Source organism: Catellatospora sp. TT07R-123 (assembly GCF_018327705.1).
In the GTDB taxonomy this organism is placed as follows: domain Bacteria; phylum Actinomycetota; class Actinomycetes; order Mycobacteriales; family Micromonosporaceae; genus Catellatospora.
On record NZ_BNEM01000002.1, the window covers coordinates 607,712 to 624,013 of the forward strand.

The window sequence follows — 16,302 nt, forward strand, 5'->3', positions numbered from 1 at the left end:
CCGGTCGGCCTGCCGCCGCGCCTCGGCGGTGCCGCGTTCAGGGGAAGGGATGCGGCACCAACCGCAGGTCCGCGTCGGTGAGGTCGGCCGGGGCCAGCCCTGCCGTCCGGGCCGCGGTGCGCAGCCGGGGCAGGTGCGGCGCCCGCTGACGGGTCCAGCCGAAGTCGATCGGCAGCAGACCGGGCACCATGGCGCAGACCGACCGCAGGCCCACCGCCTCCTGCTCGGGTGTGGTCTGGTCCACCAGCACAGCCTCCAGGCCGCGTCGCCGCAGGGTGTCCAGCACGGCGCGCAGGTCGTCGAGCAGGTCGCCGGTGCCGGGCGGCCGGTAGCCGGTGTAGGCGTCGCCCAGCGGCAGGGTCGGGCGGTCGTCCAGATAGGTCGCGGCGTGGCCGGCCATGCGGGGCAGCCCGAACAGCGCGGCATGGTCCGGCAGGCGCTGGACCAGCGTGTAGTCGTCGGCCATCGCCTCCAGTTCGGCTCGGCGTCGGTGTACGGTCGCGGGCTGGTGCGGGATGTAGGTCAGCGACTCGGCCAGCGCTGCGGCCACGGCCTGCCGCGGGTCGAGGTGCGCCGCGGCCGCGAACGACAGCAGGCCGGGCCCGCCGTCGTGGCGTACGGCGAGGCTGGTGACCACCGGGATGTCCAGGTCGATCCGGTTGTCGAAGGCGAGGATGCGGTAGCCCTGAAGCTCCGCGCGGGCGACCATGTCCCGCACGGCCGGGCCGCAGGTGTCCGGGTCGATGCGCGGCAGCCGCAGGCCGCCGTACCAGGCGAGCAGGAACGCGTCGCGTTCGACCAGTTCGAGCAGGCCGAACAGGGCCGCCTCCTCCAGGCAGCTGCCGGTGGCGCAGCCGCTGGACGACGACAGGGCGAACGTGTCGCCGTCGGCGGCGGAGCTGTAGAAACACAGGCGGCGCGGCACCAGCACCGGCTGCCCGGTGTGCAGGTTGTGGCCCCACACCCAGGGGATGGGCCGGTCGGGGTCGAAGCGCCGCAGGATCGGGTCGGTGTCGTACACGTGCTCGGGGTACGTACCGCAGCGGTCGGGGTGCAGCGCCCGGTCGGCGACGTCGCGGTACGCGGCGACGACCGGTGCCACGTTGCGGCGGCGGTGGGTGCCCGCGTACCGCTCCAGACCCTCCAGGTAGGCCAGGCAGGCGCTGGCGGCGTAGCCGGTGGACTGCCCGCTCCATGACACGTCGAGCAGGCCGCCGTAGCCGCGGACGAAGACGCTGCCGGTGACCGGTGCGGTCGTCGGTGACGTGATCGTGAGCTGGGTGCCCGCGCCGAGTGCCCCGCAGACGGGGTTGGCCAGCGCCGACCTCGGCAGCGGGTAGTCACCGGGGGCCACCAGGCGGTAGGAGTCCGGCCGCGGCTTGGGTCGCGGCCGCAGGGCCAGCGGCCGGGGCTCGTCGGGGTGCGCGGTCGAGCAGGAGGGGCAGCGGGGTTCGGGCAGCACCGGGAAGGTGCGCGGCCGCAGGGTGCGCAGGTCCAGGGAGACGACGCGGGCCAGCTGTCCGCTGTGCGGGTCGTCGGCCGGGGCGGGCGGCCGGTAGGCGCGTACGTGCTGGCGGAGCTGCCATACCGCGTCGAGGTGGTGGCCGGTGAGGTGGGGCCACGGACCGGCCGGGGTCAGCGGGCCGCCGGTCTCCAGGGCGTCGCGTTCGGTGCGGGTGCGCAGCCGCTGCCATCTGATCGCCAGGCAGTGCCCGCAGGCCGCCGCGCCCCGGGGTGCCCCGAACGGTCCGATCAGGACAGCGGCGGCGCTGAGGTGCACGTCGCTGTCGCGCCGGGCCGGGTCCGGGGTGTGGGGCACGTCCTCGGCGCCGAGGACCGCCACCTGGGGCGGGTCGCCCGCGCGGGTGCGGGCCCAGCGGGTGAGCAGGAAGTCGTGCAGTCGGGTCGCGGCCGCCGCCAGGGGGGCGGCTGGCGCCGCCCCCGTCGCGGTGCGGGTCACGAGTCGTTGCTCCAGCGGAACGTGCGTACGCCGATGACCGCGAAGACGACGCTGTACCCGACCAGCGCCCCGCACGCCAGCAGGTAGTCGTTCATGTCGCCCTGCCCGGACAGGGCGTACGCCATGCCGTCGTTGACGTAGCGCAGCGGCAGCGCCCGCGAGATCGCCTGTAGCCAGTCCGGCATCAGTTCCAGGGGGTAGAACGACCCGGACAGGAACGCCATCGGCACGACGATGAAGTTGGCGATCCCGGCGACCGCCTCGGGCGTGTTGGCGCGCGAGCCCACGATCAGGCCCAGGGCCAGGAACGAGGTGACCGCCAGCAGCATCACCGGCAGCGCCAGCGGCCAGGTCGGGTCGGGACGCATGCCGAACACGGGCAGCATCGCCACGCCGACGAACAGCAGGCTCTGCGCGACGCCGATGCCCAGCGCGACGACGTAGCGAGACCCGACGACCGACAGGATGCTCGCCGGCGACAGCCGGATGATGCGCAGCAGGTCGTCGGCGCGCCACTGCATCAGGGTGAACGCGACCCCGAACAGGGCGGCGCTGGCCAGGCCCCAGGACAGCACCCCGGGGGCGATGAAGTCGACATAGCCGTGGCCGGTGTCGGCGACCTCCCGGCCCCGGAAGATCAGCCCGAAGATGACCAGGAACACCAGCGGGAACGCGAACGTGAAGAACAGCGTCGTCGCGTCGCGGACGGTGGCCTTGTAGCTGGCGCGGGTCAGCGCGGCGTAGGTGCTCATGCCCGGGGTGCTCCCATCAGTTCGAGGTAGACGTCTTCGAGGGTCGCGGGGCGGGTCTCGACGTCGTCGAGGCCACCGCTGGCCCCGAGCGCCGCCAGCACCCGTGCTGCCTGACTGGTCCGCAGGACGAGCGTGCCGTCCTCGACGGTCACGCCGTCGACACCGTCGAGCCGGCCCGCGTCCTCGGCGGCCAGGCGGCTGGCGGGCACGATGAGCCGGGTGCCCACCTGCGAGCGGGCGATGAGGTCGCGGGGGCTGCCCAGGGCGAGGACGCTGCCGGCGGCCATGATCGCGACCCGGTCGCACAGGCCCTGGGCCTCGTCGAGGTGATGGGTGGTGTACACGATGGTCTTGCCCGTCGCCTTCAGCTCGCGCAGCATCTGCCCGAGGTCGCGGCGTGCCTGCGGGTCCAGTGCCGCGGTCGGCTCGTCGAGGAAGATCACCTGCGGGTCGTGCACCAGCGCCGAGGCGATGGCGAGCCGCTGGCGCTGACCGCCGGAGATGTTGGTGACCCGGACATTCGCCGAGGCCGTCAGCCCCACCATCGCGAGGGTCTTGTCGGCTGCCGCGGCGGGTAGGCCGTACAGGGCCGCGACGGTGGTCAGGTGCTCGCGGGCGGTCAGCCGGGTGAAGAACGCCGAGCGCTGGGTCTGCACGCCCATCAGCGGCAGCAGCGCGAGATTGCGCGGCGCCGGCGACATTCCCAGGACGCTGACGGAGCCGCTGTCGGGGACCCGCAGCCCTTCGACCATCTCGATGAGGGTGGTCTTGCCGGCGCCGTTGGGGCCCAGCAGGCCGAAGAACTCGCCGCGGCCGACGGTCAGCGACACGCTGTCGACGGCTCTCACCTCACCGTAGGTTTTGCTCACTGCGTCCAGCACGATGGCTGGCGCGTCGGTCGAACTCATGACTCACCTTTCGGAATCTGCGGGTTGTCTGATCGGGAGCGGTGCGGGCGGGGCCGGGCGAGCCAACCGGCCACGGTCAGTGTGACGGCTGCGGCGGGCAGCAGGTAGGAGGAGGCGCCCAGGGCGGGTTCGAGCCACCGCCCGGCGCCGTAGCTCACGGCGGCGGCGACGGCGGCCACGGCCAGCAGCCACCAGGCGGCGTAGAGGCCCAGCCACGCGGCTGTGCCCGCGGGGTAGGCGGGGCCGCGGCGGCGCAGCAGCCGCCGGGGCAGGGTGCTCAGGTAGCGGCGGCTCTCGGTGGCCAGGTCGAGCATGCCCAGGGCATGGCTGACGATCTTGTATCCGTCCAGGGGCGCCAGCGGAACCAGGTTGACCAGCGTCTGCACGCTGCCGACCAGCAGGTACGCGCACAGCACCGGGTGGGCCGGGTGCCCGGGGCCGGTGGCCAGCGCCGCGGCCCATACCGGCGCCAGCAGCAGGCCGTTGGCCACCGCCCCGGCTGCGGCGATGGCGATCTGGTGGGCGCGCCGGGGCAGGTACTGGTAGTCCTCGACCCGGCAGGTCAACGTGACCAGGTTGATCCGGGTGACGGTGGCGCCGAGGCGGACCGCGGCCACCCCGTGCGCGAACTCGTGCGCCGCGGCGCTGATCCACGCCAGCAGGCCCAGCAGCAGCCAGCTCACCGGGTCGCCGAAGGCCGGGCGGGCGGCCTGCCACAACGGGTCCAGGCACAGCGCCACGGCGGCCGGGGACGCCGCGGCCAGGACGCACAGCACCGCGAGCACCGGCAGGCTCAGCGTCCAGCCGAACCACCGCACCCCGCGGCGCAGCTCGACCGCGGCCGGTCGCGCCACGGCCGCCGCGGCGGGCGGGTGCAGCAGGTTGCGTTCGTGCAGCAGCCACAGCAGCCGGGTCCAGTGGTCGTCGCCGAGGCGGCGGCCGAAGCGGGCGGCGTACTGTTCGCCGATGTCGGCCAGCGACCGCGATCCGTCGAGGCGGACCATGAGGAAGTGCTCCTTGGCGGTGACCTCGAACGCGCGGCCGCCGGTCCGGTCCTTGACCAGGTGCACGGTGTCCGGTCCGCGCCGCAGGGCCCGCGAGACGAGCAGGTCCTCGCGCAGCCGGGGCCGCTTGGCCAGCAGCGCCGATCCGGTCATCGCGCCACCGCCGGCTGCTCCCGCAGCACCCGGGCCAGCAGGTAGGACAGGTAGGCCTCGTCGCGGATGGTGACGTGCAGCCGGTTGTTGGTCATGTGCAGGTACGGCGACAGCAGCGTCGCCAGTGCCTCGCCGCCGTCGGTGATCGTCTTCTCGCCGCCCCGCCAGGTGCTGATGACCAGCCGGCCCGACGCGGCCAGTTCCAGCACCTTGCCCTTCAGCTCGGCCGCGTGCCCGGCCCAGCCGCGCAGCAGCCCCGGCAGCCGCTGCGCCTGCCCGCCGGCGAGCAGGTCGAGGATCAGCCGCACCCGGCGGCCCAGCTCGTCGGCGACGCCGTCGTACATGCGCGCGTACTCGTCGGAGCCGATGAGATCGGTCCCGGTGAACGCCCGGTGCCAGAACCTGTGGTATTCGTCCAGGAAGTCCAGCAGGGCGGCGCGGTCGGGCAGGAACGTGCCCGCCAGCACGGTCATGAGCTGCGCGGCGGTGCCCAGCAGCACCGGGCGCAGGTGCAGGTTCATCGAGGAGATGGCACCGATGACCAGGTCGGACGAGTGCTGGAAGTGCCACTCGGCCACCGCCACGCCCTGCGGGCCGCCGTACTTGCCGTACTCGGGCTCGTAGGGGCGGTAGCTGAAGGAGTTGTTGGGCTGCAACCGCATCCGGCCGTCGGCGTCGACCAGTTCGGCGGGCTTGCCCTGCGGGTACTCCAGCGCGAACAGGATGTCGTAGAGCTCGCCGAGGAAGCCGAAGCCCATCGCGTACAGCGCCGGGCGGGCCTTGAGGAACCGGGCCACCGCGGCCTCGGCCGCGGCCCGCACGGCGGGGGTGTCGGCGGGAGTGCGCGGCCGCAGCCGCAGCCGCACGTGCGGGCCTTCCAGCCAGTAGTTGATGAAGAAGTGCCCCGACAGCAGGTTCTGCTCGGTGAGTTCGCGCACCAGCGGGCCGACGCACTCGGTCAGCAGCGGCTGCGGGTTGGCGGCGTAGAAGACGTGCAACGCCAGCCACTCCCCCGGCGCCTGCGCGCCGTCGGTGCCGCCGGTGCCGCCGGGCGCGAGGTCGGGCGCCGTGTTCATCGGTTCTCCCCTCATCGGGCGTCCCTGGAGTAGGTGCGGAAGGTCTCCACGGCCAGCTCGGCCACGTGCGCGCCGTGCGCGCTGCGGGCGTGCAGCTCGCCCGCGGCGGGCAGCATCTCACGCAGCACGACCCGGTCGCCGGGATCGTCCACATCGGCCTGGAACACCTGCAGCGACAGCGGGCTGTCGAAGTCGACGTACTGCGGTTTCGGGTTGGCCGCGACGCGGCCGGGGTCGGCCGGGTAGACCGTGGCGAACACCTGCGCGGGCAGGCCGTGCTGGGCGCGCCAGCCGCGCCAGGCCAGGAACGCCCGCGGGTCGGCGCCGGGGTCGCCGGCCGCCGGCAGGTCCCCTGCGCGCAGCGACCAGCTCCGGCGGCTGAGCACCGTGTTGCCGACCCGCACCCGGGGCCGCGCGGTGATCCCGCCGGGACCGGGCACGCCTGGCACGCCCCGCCACACGTCCAGGCGGATCATCGACGCCGGTGACAGCAGCAGCAGGGTCCGCGGGATCTGCGGCAGCGCCATCGGCATCAGGTAGCCCAGGTACACCGGGATCACCTCGCAGCCCAGTCGGGTGGAGCGCAGCACGACCCGGTCGGCGGCCTCGTCGTGCGCCAGGTGCAGGTCGTCGAGGGTGAGCTGCCGCTCGGCGGGCAGGTCGCTGGTCTCGCCGGGGCAGACGATGACGTGGTCGGTGAGCGTGGCGTGCAGGTTGAGGTTGGTGGTCGCCGCGCCGCCGGTCAGCTCCGCGAACACCGCTCCCTCGGGCGCCTGCGTGCGGGCGTGTTCGCGCAGCAGCCCCGCCAGGTCGTGCCGGTCGCCGTCGAAGCAGTGCGTGAACCGACTGAACGGGAACGACAGCCCGCCGAAGGACTGGTTCAGCACCAGCAGCGGCCCGTCGTCGCGCTGCGCGAGCTGCGCGAAGTGGCCCTGCGGCCGGAACCCGATGGCGGCGGCGCCGAGCTGCGAGCCGATCTCGGCCAGCGCCTGCGGCGGCAGCCGCAGCTCTGCCGCGTCGGGGTCGGCGGCGGCCAGTTCCCGCATCCGCGCGGCGAAGCTCTGCCGCGCCGTGTCCAGCGCGGCCATCTCGGGCCTGCCGAGCCAGTTCTCCTCTGGGGTGTAGGTGCCGTCCTCGGCGAACGGGCGGCGGCCGGCGGTGTAGGCCGAGTACTGGTCGTACAGGTCGTCGTGGAAGTCGTCGACCAGTCGCAGCAGGTCGCCGCAGCGGCCGCCGGCACCGAACCGGGCCAGGAAGAAGCCGTGGAACATGATCCGGTGCGGCAGGGTCTGGTCGAAGGCGGGCAGCACCTGCTCGACGGCGGCCAGGTCCGGGCCGAGCATGTCGCGCCAGGTGGCGGCCGGCACGGCCAGCGGCTGCCCGCCGATGCGGGCGTCTTCGTAGAGCAGCGCCTGCGGCAGTGCGGCGGTGTCGGCGCCCAGCGTCGCCGCGGCGGCGTGCAGCGAGGCTCGCAGCCGGTGCCGCAGGTCCCGGCGGCCGCCCAGGTCGGCCCGCGAGTATGCCGCGACCAGCGCCGACACCTCGCCGAGCTGGTCGGACAGCCGCGCCGCCCAGGGCCGGTCGACGTGGTCGAGGGCGGCGCGCAGTGCCCGGACCGGGTCGGCGGCGTGCACGTCGGTGTCCAGGCCCAGCAGTCGCAGCATGCCCAGGCGCGTCAGCATCGACAGGTACGCCTCGGCGTCGGGCCGCTCGGCGCCTGTCTGCGCGCTGAGCCAGTCGACCAGGTCTGCCCAGCGGACGGTGCCGTGCTCGTGCAGGTGCGCGGTGAGCCGGTCCAGTACGCCGCTGCGGCGCAGGAAGAACAGCCCGTCGCGGACCGAGTCGAAGCTGACCGCGGCGCTGTCGTCGCCCGCGGTGACCCAGTGGCGCACGTAGCGGATGCGGTCGGCGTCGCGCCGCCAGCCGGGGCTCAGCACGACCGGCAGGTCGCCGCGCCTGCCGGGGTCGGCGGCGATCAGGTCGGCCAGCCGCGCCACGACCACGACGTTGAGGCGCGTGTGGCGGTGCCAGTCGTCGGCGACCGGCAGGTCCAGTCCGGCGGCGGTGTCCTCGAGCCTGCCCCAGGCCACCCCGGTGAACGTGCTGAACGGGCTCGTCTTGCACGCGGTGCGGTACAGGTAGGACAGCAGCGACCGCTCGGTGCGGCGGGCCTTCTTGTTCGCGGGTGCGGCCGGGTCCGGCGGGGCTGTGGTGGCCAGGTGCTCGTCGAGCACCGGTGAGGCGACCTGGATTCCGCCGCGCAGGCGCGGCTCGTCGGCCAGCCGCCACAGGTGCGTGCGGGCCAGCGCGGTGTCCGCCGCGAACCGGGCGCCGCCGTCCTGCTCCAGCCGGGCGAGGTCGGCCCGCAGGTCCAGCCATGCGGTGACGGCGGGGACCGCGGCCGGGCGGGCGGCCTCGACGGCGGCCAGGGCCGGTGCCGGATCGGCTGGCAGCGTGTTGTTGAAGACCTGGCGGCGCAGGGTCAGCAGCCGTCGGCGCGCGGCGTCGTCGTCGTTGGCGTTGATCAGCTCGTGGAGCAGGTCGCTCAGGTGCGCGCCGTCGTCGGCCAGCCGCCCGCGCTGGGCGAGGACGGCGTCGGCCCACGCGCAGGCGTCCGGGCAGCGCAGCGGTTCGACCACCGACAGCGGCAGGCCCGCCACCCGGGCGGCGAAGAAGTCCCCGGCCCGCCAGCCGGCCGGGGTGTGTGTCGGGGTCGTCGTCGGCATGGGGGTCACCGCAGCTCGTAGCGGTAGTCGCCGAGCCCGCCGCGTTCGTGCCCGGCCAGCATGATCAGCAGTGGGAACTCGCCGGTCTGTGCCAGGCCCAGCTCCTCCACGTAGGACACGTTGTCGAAGCCCAGTGCCACGCCGCCGCCCAGCCGCAGCGCGGCCGCCGCGGTGTAGAACGTCTGCGAGATCGCGCCGATGGTGGCGTTGACCAGGTTGTAGCCGCGGTCGCCGACCGCGTCGAGCACGGCGTGGCTGCGCACCGTCGGGACGAGGACGGCGGCGGCCTGCTCCAGGTTGTAGTTGGCCAGGAAGTAGTTGCGCTGGAGGAACATGCCGGGCGGTGCCTCGGTGACCCGGCGCAGGCAGTGCCCGGCAGGGTCGTACTCGTAGCCTCCGGCGGGTACGCCGGTCACGTGGTTGACGAAGGCGTACACCTTGGCCAGGGGTCCGTCCTGGGCGGTCGCGGCCTCGCAGTCGACCGCGGTGGCTGCGGTCGCGCTGAGCAGTGCCGACAGCTGCGCGGCGGTCATGGGCCGGTCGGCTTGGAAGCGCCCGAAGCTGCTGCGGCGGCGGCGCAGCGCGTCGGACAGGGGCATGTCCATGGGCTCGGCGGGCGGCAGCGGCAGCCGCGGCCCCGGTGGCACCGGGTGGGCCGCGGCGGCGGCCAGCGCTCCGGCGGCCGGGCGGTGCGCGGCCGCGGCTGCGGTGCTGCGGTGGATCCGGCCCAGGGTGTCGAAGTCCAGCAGGGTGCGGGAGCGTTCCTGGTCGGCGTGGCGCACCCGGGGGCGGGGGGCCGTCCGCGGCGGTGGTCCGGCGGGCGCGATGGTCCAGGTCAGCGGGACGACGGCGAACATGGCCTCGTCGTCGGTCGCCAGGCCGAGCAGGTCGCCGAGGGCCGCCTGGTCGAACCACAGCACGGGACGGATCCGCAGGCCGTGCGCGCCCGCCCACATCCGCCAGGTCTGGAGCACGGTGCCGACGTCCATCGACACGGCGTGGTAGGAGAAGTTGTTGTACTTGAACGAGTTCTGCCAGTATTTGACGCCGATGATGAGGAACTGGCCTGCGGCGTGGCCGCCGAGCGCGGCGCGGACCCGGTCGGTGACGTCCCCGGCGAGCAGGCGCTGCATGGCGTGGCGGGCGTGGGCGTAGTAGTAGACGCCGGGGGTGACCCCGGCGCCGGGGCCTGCGGCCCAGTAGACGCTGCACGGGTAGAGGCCGCCGCCGGAGGCGGTGCCGCGGTGCCAGTTGGCGTGGGCATAGGACGGCAGCGCGCCCAGATCGGTGTTGGCCTGGATGCCGAGTCTGCGTCCGAGCAGGCCGTAGGAGTGGTGCAGCATGCCGGCCAGCAGCTCGGTGGTGAACGGGGCGTCGGTGTCGGCGCCTGCGGCCAGCGCGGTGTCCAGGGCTGCACCGGCGGGGCGGGGCTCCGGCAGCGGGAACGTGGTGGCGTGCGGGTAGTACTTGCCGCGGCGGGGCGCGTCGGACCAGTCGGGGGCGAAGTCGGTCGGCGGCATGGGCTCGCGGCCGCGGCGCAGGATGGCGGAGGCGTAGGCGTGGGCGAAGCCGGTGGGGTCAGCGGTCATGGCGGCACCTCACGGGAACGGGTGGGGGACGGAGTGGATCTCGTCGTCGCGCAGGTCGCGGTCGAGGATCCCGGCCTGCCGGAACGCGGTGCGCAGGCGCGGCGAGCGGGGGGCGCGCTGGCGCAGCCAGCCGAAGTCGATCGGCAGCAGGCCGGGCACGACCACGCTGACGGTGTGCACGCCCAGGTCGCGCTGCTCGGGCATGGTCTGGTCGACGGCGATGACGTCGAAGCCCTGCCCGGTGACGGTCTTGACGCAGAGTTCGAGGTCGTCGGCGAGGTCGGCCGACAGCGGCGGCGCGGGCCGGTGGTGTTCGTACAGCCGCTGCATGGTCTCGGGCCGCGGGCCGCGCTCCAGTAGGAACGCCGCGTGCCGGGCCATGTCGGGCAGCCCGTAGAGCAGCGGGTGGTCGTGCAGGCCCTGCACCTTGCCGAAGTCGTCGACCATCGCGCGCAGGCGGGCCTCGTCGGCGTGGGCCCGGACCCGGACCATGACCGAGTCGGTGGCGATCTCGCACAGCGCCGCGGTCATCGCCGTGTACGGGTCGAGGCTGGCGCCGCCGCCGAACGCCAGCGTGCCCAGCCCGCCGTCGCGGCGTACCGCCACGGCGGTGACCACGGGGATGTCGAAGGTCATCCTGGTGTCGAAGAACCGGGCCTGGTAGCCGTACATCGCCAGCCGGTCGACCATGGCGCGGATCTGCGGCCGGTCGATGCTGTCGGGGTCGATCTCGGGCAGGGTCCGGCCGCCGTACCAGGCCAGTAGGAACGCGTCGCGTTCCACGGCCTCCATCAGACCGTGGTACACCGCTTCCACCAGTGACGAGCCTGACGCGCAGCCGTTGGAGGTCTCCTGCACGAACCGCTCGTCGACCGAGGACGCGTGGTAGTAGACGAGGATCTCGGGGACCAGGACCGGACGCCGGTCGCGCAGCGACCAGCCCCACACCCAGGTTATCGGGCGGCTCGGGTCGAAGCGGTGCACGTACGGGTTGGTGCGGTAGAACTCGTCGCTGTACAGGCCGCAGGTACGCGGGTCCAGCGCGGCCGCGCCCAGTTCGTCCAGGCTCGCGGTGACGGCGGTGCGCTTGCCGCGCGGCCGCAGCCCGGCGGCGCGTTCCAGGCCCTCCAGGACCGCGATGCGGGAGCTGCGCCGGTAGCCGTCGGCGTGCCCGCCGTACAGGGTCTCGCGCAGGTAGCGGCCGGTGCGCAGGGTGAACGACCCGATTGCCGGGGATGTGGACAGCGAGGTGGTGTCCTGCCACAGGGTGGCGCCCAGCGCCCCGCAGACCGGGTTGGCGAACGCCTCGACGTCGAGCCGGTAGTCGTCGACGGGCCTGCTGCGGAACGCCGTAGGGCTGGTCTTGGGCGTGGGCAGCAGGTCGACCGGGGCGAGTCCGGGCGCGTCGTCGACGGCCCGGCCGCAGGCCGGGCACTCCGGGTCGGGCACCAGCGGCACCCGCCGCACCTGGAGGGTCTGCAGGTCGACCTGGTGGACCGTGCCGAGCACCGGGTCGGCGGGCATCGCCTGCCGGGCCTGCACGAGGTGGTGCAGCAGGTCGGCGGCGAACGGGGTCGCGTAGGGCCAGGGCCCGGCCGCGGCCGTGTCGCCGCCCAGTTCCAGTGCGTCACGCAGGTCGCGGTGGCGCACCGCCTGCCACCGGCGGGCCAGGCACGACGTGCAGGCCGGCCCGATGGGGCTGATCAGGGCGTGGCGTCCGTAGATCAGGATGTGCGGGCCTGGCGCGGCGGTGGCGGGTGCGGTCAGCTCGTCGCGTGCCCCCAGTGCCAGCACCTGCGCCGGGCAGCCGCGCTCGGCCAGTAGGCGGGCCAGTCCCGCGCAGACCAGCTCCGATGTGGTCACCGGTCGGCCTCCGCGGCCAGCAGCACCCGCACCGCGATCAGGCCGCCGCGGGCCAGGTCGGGGCCGGAGACTGGGGCGACCAGCACGTCGAGACCTGCGGTGCGCAGCTCGGCGAGCACGTCGGTCCAGGTGCCGCGCGCCTCGGGTCGGCCGTCGGCGTCGCCTGCCGGTGTGACGGCCGCCGCGTCGAAGTCGACCAGCAGCGGGTCGCCGGTGTCGACGTCGCGGCCGGGCTTCTGCCGCAGCAGCTGGGCCTGGCCGAGCACGTCGCGCAGGGTCGCGGTGGCCGCGACCGTCCAGTCCGGGTCGGTGGCCAGGGCATGCAGGGTGCGTCCGCTGGCGGCGTCCTCGCAGCGTGCCAGCACGGTGGCGGCCGACGGCGCGGGGCCGCCGCCCAGGTCGAGCAGTTCCACCTGCACCCCGAGGTTGGCCGCCGACTTGGTCAGGAACCTCAGCTCGGGTGTGTCGCCGAGGGTCTGGGGCCGGATCTGGCGGGCCTCGCCCGCGCCGTCGAGCAGCCTGCGCAGGGCACGGTGGCTCAGTGCCGAGGCCAGCCCGGCGCGGACTGCCTCGGCGAGGTCGGCGCCCGCGCCGGCGCCGGCGCACGTCGGCTCGACCGCGTGGTCGGTGTTGGCCGGGCCGAACGGTTCCAGCGCGGCCCGGGGCACCGCGACCGGACGGCCGGTGGCCAGCAGGCGGGCTTGGACCCAGGCGGCCGGGCCGCTTTCGGCCCAGCCCGAGGCCAGGCCGAGGCGGGCGGCGTCGTGGCGGGGCAGATCGGAGGGGGCGGGTTCGGTGACCGCGGTGTGGCCGGTGTAGGCCACTGCGGCGGCGCGCAGGGCCCGCAGGCGGGCGGCGGCCACGTGGTGCACGTCGAAGGCGGTCACGGTGCGGCGGCGGCCGCCTGCGGTGAGCTCCACCCCGCCGGCCTTGACCGGGGTCTGGTCCCACTGCTCGTCGTCGTAGCGGCGCAGCAGGCCCAGGTGCGGCTGGAGCAGCGGCTGGTGGGCTGCGAGCTGCGCCACCGCCGCCTCGGCTGCGGTGGTCGGGTCCTGCCCGGCCTCGCGCGGCGGGTCCAGCGCCACACTGCTGACGTCGTATGGGGCGGGTCCGGGGCGGCAGAAGCCGCATGACGGGTGCGTGAGCAGCGGCTCGGCCAGCACGTCCAGCGACGCCAGGTGCTGCACCAGCACGGCGGCGTCGGTCTCGGCGGGTAGTGCGCCGGTGGCGAGCCGGAACACCTCGTACGCCAGGAGGTTGCCGACCATGGCCGCCAGCGGGCCGCCGGGCTGCTCGCCCGCGACCGCGTGCCCGGGTGGCAGTGCCGCGGCCTGCCACACCCGTGCGGCGGCGCCCGTGGTGTCGTTGTCGGCCAGCCGCAGCATGGCGCAGCACCAGCAGCCGTGTCGGCCGGGGCCGTGCAGCGGCCCGATCAGCAGCCGCGGCCCGGCCACCCACGCGGGCAGCAGCAGCCGACCGGCCGGGATGCCCTCGGCCAGCAGTCGCAGGATGTCGCGGGGCGCGTCCGGGCCGCCCGCGACGACGACGATCCCGCTGTCGTCCAGGTCGGCCCAGCGCGGTTCGCTCAGGCCCGCGGGCATTTCGGCCACTGTCACGCTGCAACCGGCCTCGTCCAGTTCGGCCAGGTCCGCGGTTAGTGCTGCGGTGACACCGGCGGACACCGTCACCGACGCCGCCCCGTTGCGCAGCAGCCCGGCCGCGCACGCCCGGGCGATCGGGCCGTCGCCCAGGACGGTCACCGCGCCCGCTCGGAAGTCCGCGAACCGCCGGGGTGCGCCGCCGACGTAGTGGTCGATGTAGGCGAGCTGCGCGGCGAAGTGCGCGGCCACGGCCGGGTCCAGCACCGCCGACGGGTCGGCGTCGTCGTCGGGGATGTCGCGGGCGAACTCGCGGTCGTACAGGGCGCGGATCAGTTCGCCGATCATGGTGCGTTGCGCGTCGGGCAGTGGCGCGCAGATGTCGGCGACCCGGTTGCGGCCGTTGAGGTGCGGCACGAGCAGCGACGCCAGCCGGTACGCGGTCGGCGAGGTCAGCCGGAAGCCGCTGTTGGAGTTGTGGAACAGCACCCCGTCCTCGGTGCGGGTGTACAGCACGTCGTGGCGCATCCGGGGCCGGCTATGCGCCACGGTCTCGTATGCCGTGCTCATCGCAGGGCTCCCTTCGGTCAGTTCAGGTGGGGTGGCGTGTGGCCGGGGTGCGGGTGGCTCGCGGCGGGTTCGTGCAGGTGCAGCCGCAGCAGGTCGCCGACCTGGTAGTGCGCCGCCGACTCCTCCAGCAGGCTGCGGTCGACGAGTTCGTCGAGCAGGCGGCGCGCTGCCGCCGTGGTGACGTCCAGCGTCGCCGCGGCCTCGTCGACGGTGATCGCGGCGAGGCCGGTGGCGGCCAGCCGCCGCAGCGCTCCGGCGTGGTCCGGCCCGGCCTGGGCCAGCACGTCGTCGAAGCGGGCGCGCACCGACATGTCGCGTTCGCCGGGCAGGCTCAGCCGGCCCAGCCGGTCGGCGCCCAGCCAGCCGACGGCCTCGTCGAGGGTCATCCGGGAGCGCAGCAGGATGCGGGTGGCCACGATCCGCAGCGCCAGCGGCAGGTGTTCGCACAGCGCCGCGAGTTCGGCGGCGGCGGCCGGTTCGGCGCTGATCCGTTCGGGGCCCAGCACTCCGCCCAGCAGCCGCACCGACTCGGCCGGTTCGAGCGGTTCCAGCCGGTGCAGCCAGCCGCCGTATCGGGCGACCAGCCCGGACAGGCTCAGTCGGCTGGTGAGCAGCATGGTGTCGCCGTCGGACAGCAGTGCCGGCAGCTGTAGCGCCTGGTCGCTGTCGGCGACGTCGTCGAGCACCAGCAGCCGCCGTCCAGGCGGTCCCGCCTGCGGCAGCAGCCGCTCGGGGGCCGACGGCCGCCCGTCGGGCGAGCGCATGGCCATCAGGATCTGGCCGCCGGGGAACGCGTCGGCGGCCAGCCGCGCGGCGTGGCGGGCCAAGGCCGTCTTGCCGATGCCGGGCTGGCCGCTCAGGACCAGGATCGGGATGCCCGCCGCCAGCCGTTCGACGACGGCGCGGCACAGCGCGTCGCGGCCGACGAACGCCGAGGTGATGCTGATCGGGCCTGCCGGTGCGGGAGGCTCGGCCGCGGCCGGCCGCTCGCCTCGCAGGATGGACAGTTCCAGGGCGCGCAGGCCCTGCCCGGGGTCCACGCCGAGTTCGTGGTTGAGGTGTTCTCTGACGCGCCGCAGCTCGGCCAGCGCGTCGGCCTGGCGGCCGGTGCGGTACAGCACCTCGGCCAGTTGCGCGGCGAACCGTTCGTTGGCGGGGTGGGCGCGGGTCGCCGCCCACAGGTCGACCAGCGCGGACCGGTCCCGTCCGAGCCTGATCTTCAGCTCGCAGACGCGTTCGATGACGCGGACGCGCTCCTCGACGATGCGGGGTACGACGTCGCGGTGCAGGGACTCGGAGGGCACGTTGGCCAGCACCGGGCCGTGCCACAGGCTCAGCGCGGTCTCGAGGGCGGCCAGTTCCGCGTCCGGGTCGGGCTCGTCGCGTGCCTGGCTCACCAGGTCGCGGAAGTGGAGCAGGTCGATGGTGTGCGCGCTGCCGGTGATGCGGTAGCCGCCGGGGACGGTCTTGATCACCGCGCCGGTGATGGCGTGCCGGGCGAACATCTGCCGCAGCCGCAGCGCGCAGGTCTGCAACGCGGCGCGGGCCGATCCGGGGCGCTGGTCGCCCCAGATGGCCTCCTGGAGCATGCCGGTCGACACGACCTCGTCGGGATGCAGCAGCAGGGTGGCCAGCAGCGAGGTCACCTTCGACGGCGGCAGCACCAGCGCCTCGCTGCCGCTGGTGATGGTCAGCGGCCCGAGCACACGGAACACGGCCGCGGGCCGGGGGGCTTGCGGCGCGTCGAGGCGCTGCTCCCGGGCCGGAGGGCCGTCGCTCATGGCGTTCTCCCTGTGAGGGTGGTGGTGGCGGGTTCAGGCGACGGTCCAGCCGCGCAGCGCGGGCACGACCCGGACCGCGCGGCGGCAGATCCGCTCGACGATGTAGTCGGAGATGGCCTGTTCGGAGGCCACGGTGAACACGGCGACCTCGATGCGGCCGGCAACCGTCCGGGCGTGGATGTGCTGGATGCCGTCGGCGGCGGTGACGTTGAGCCACAGCAGGTCGCCCAGCTCACCGGCGGACAGTCCGGCGCAGGTGTCCGGGGGCGGGCGCAGCGCGATCCGCGTGAGCAGCACGGCGCATCTCCGGGGACGGGCGGCC

At 74.5% G+C, this 16,302-nt stretch carries 11 protein-coding genes; all 11 read right to left on the minus strand.

All coding sequences use genetic code 11. From position 1 onward, the window contains the following. Positions 1 to 37: 37 nt before the first annotated feature. The 11 genes from Cs7R123_RS22990 to Cs7R123_RS23040 are packed head-to-tail and all read right to left on the minus strand — an operon-like array spanning position 38 to position 16,277. Positions 38 to 1,960, minus strand: a complete 1,923-nt coding sequence (locus Cs7R123_RS22990) for a TOMM precursor leader peptide-binding protein (protein WP_212829784.1) — start codon at positions 1,958 to 1,960, stop codon at positions 38 to 40. Beyond that, complete coding sequence (locus Cs7R123_RS22995) at positions 1,957 to 2,712, minus strand: ABC transporter permease (protein ID WP_212829785.1); 756 nt, start codon at positions 2,710 to 2,712, stop codon at positions 1,957 to 1,959. The genes Cs7R123_RS22990 and Cs7R123_RS22995 overlap by 4 nt, the downstream gene beginning before the upstream one ends. After that, complete coding sequence (locus Cs7R123_RS23000) at positions 2,709 to 3,620, minus strand: ABC transporter ATP-binding protein (protein ID WP_212829786.1); 912 nt, start codon at positions 3,618 to 3,620, stop codon at positions 2,709 to 2,711. Before Cs7R123_RS23000 ends, Cs7R123_RS22995 begins: the two co-directional genes overlap by 4 nt. Then, positions 3,617 to 4,777, minus strand: coding sequence for a peptidase M50 (locus Cs7R123_RS23005; protein ID WP_212829787.1), 1,161 nt, complete (start codon positions 4,775 to 4,777; stop codon positions 3,617 to 3,619). The genes Cs7R123_RS23000 and Cs7R123_RS23005 overlap by 4 nt, the downstream gene beginning before the upstream one ends. Continuing rightward, positions 4,774 to 5,853 carry a lantibiotic dehydratase C-terminal domain-containing protein gene (locus tag Cs7R123_RS23010; protein WP_212829788.1) on the minus strand — a complete coding sequence of 360 codons (1,080 nt, stop codon included), beginning with the start codon at positions 5,851 to 5,853 and terminating at the stop codon, positions 4,774 to 4,776. Before Cs7R123_RS23010 ends, Cs7R123_RS23005 begins: the two co-directional genes overlap by 4 nt. A gap of 11 nt (positions 5,854 to 5,864) precedes the next feature. Continuing rightward, positions 5,865 to 8,579 carry a lantibiotic dehydratase gene (locus tag Cs7R123_RS23015; RefSeq protein ID WP_212829789.1) on the minus strand — a complete coding sequence of 905 codons (2,715 nt, stop codon included), beginning with the start codon at positions 8,577 to 8,579 and terminating at the stop codon, positions 5,865 to 5,867. Positions 8,580 to 8,584: 5 nt separating this feature from the next. After that, complete coding sequence (locus Cs7R123_RS23020; protein ID WP_212829790.1) at positions 8,585 to 10,168, minus strand: SagB family peptide dehydrogenase; 1,584 nt, start codon at positions 10,166 to 10,168, stop codon at positions 8,585 to 8,587. Positions 10,169 to 10,177: 9 nt separating this feature from the next. Then, on the minus strand, positions 10,178 to 12,031 hold the full coding sequence (locus Cs7R123_RS23025; protein ID WP_212829791.1) for a TOMM precursor leader peptide-binding protein: 1,854 nt from the start codon (positions 12,029 to 12,031) through the stop codon (positions 10,178 to 10,180). After that, positions 12,028 to 14,199 carry a TOMM precursor leader peptide-binding protein gene (locus tag Cs7R123_RS23030; protein ID WP_212829792.1) on the minus strand — a complete coding sequence of 724 codons (2,172 nt, stop codon included), beginning with the start codon at positions 14,197 to 14,199 and terminating at the stop codon, positions 12,028 to 12,030. Before Cs7R123_RS23030 ends, Cs7R123_RS23025 begins: the two co-directional genes overlap by 4 nt. A gap of 17 nt (positions 14,200 to 14,216) precedes the next feature. Further along, complete coding sequence (locus Cs7R123_RS23035) at positions 14,217 to 15,980, minus strand: AfsR/SARP family transcriptional regulator (RefSeq protein WP_212829793.1); 1,764 nt, start codon at positions 15,978 to 15,980, stop codon at positions 14,217 to 14,219. 33 nt (positions 15,981 to 16,013) lie between these two features. Then, positions 16,014 to 16,277 carry a hypothetical protein gene (locus Cs7R123_RS23040; protein WP_212829794.1) on the minus strand — a complete coding sequence of 88 codons (264 nt, stop codon included), beginning with the start codon at positions 16,275 to 16,277 and terminating at the stop codon, positions 16,014 to 16,016. Between the last annotated feature and the right edge of the window lie 25 nt (positions 16,278 to 16,302).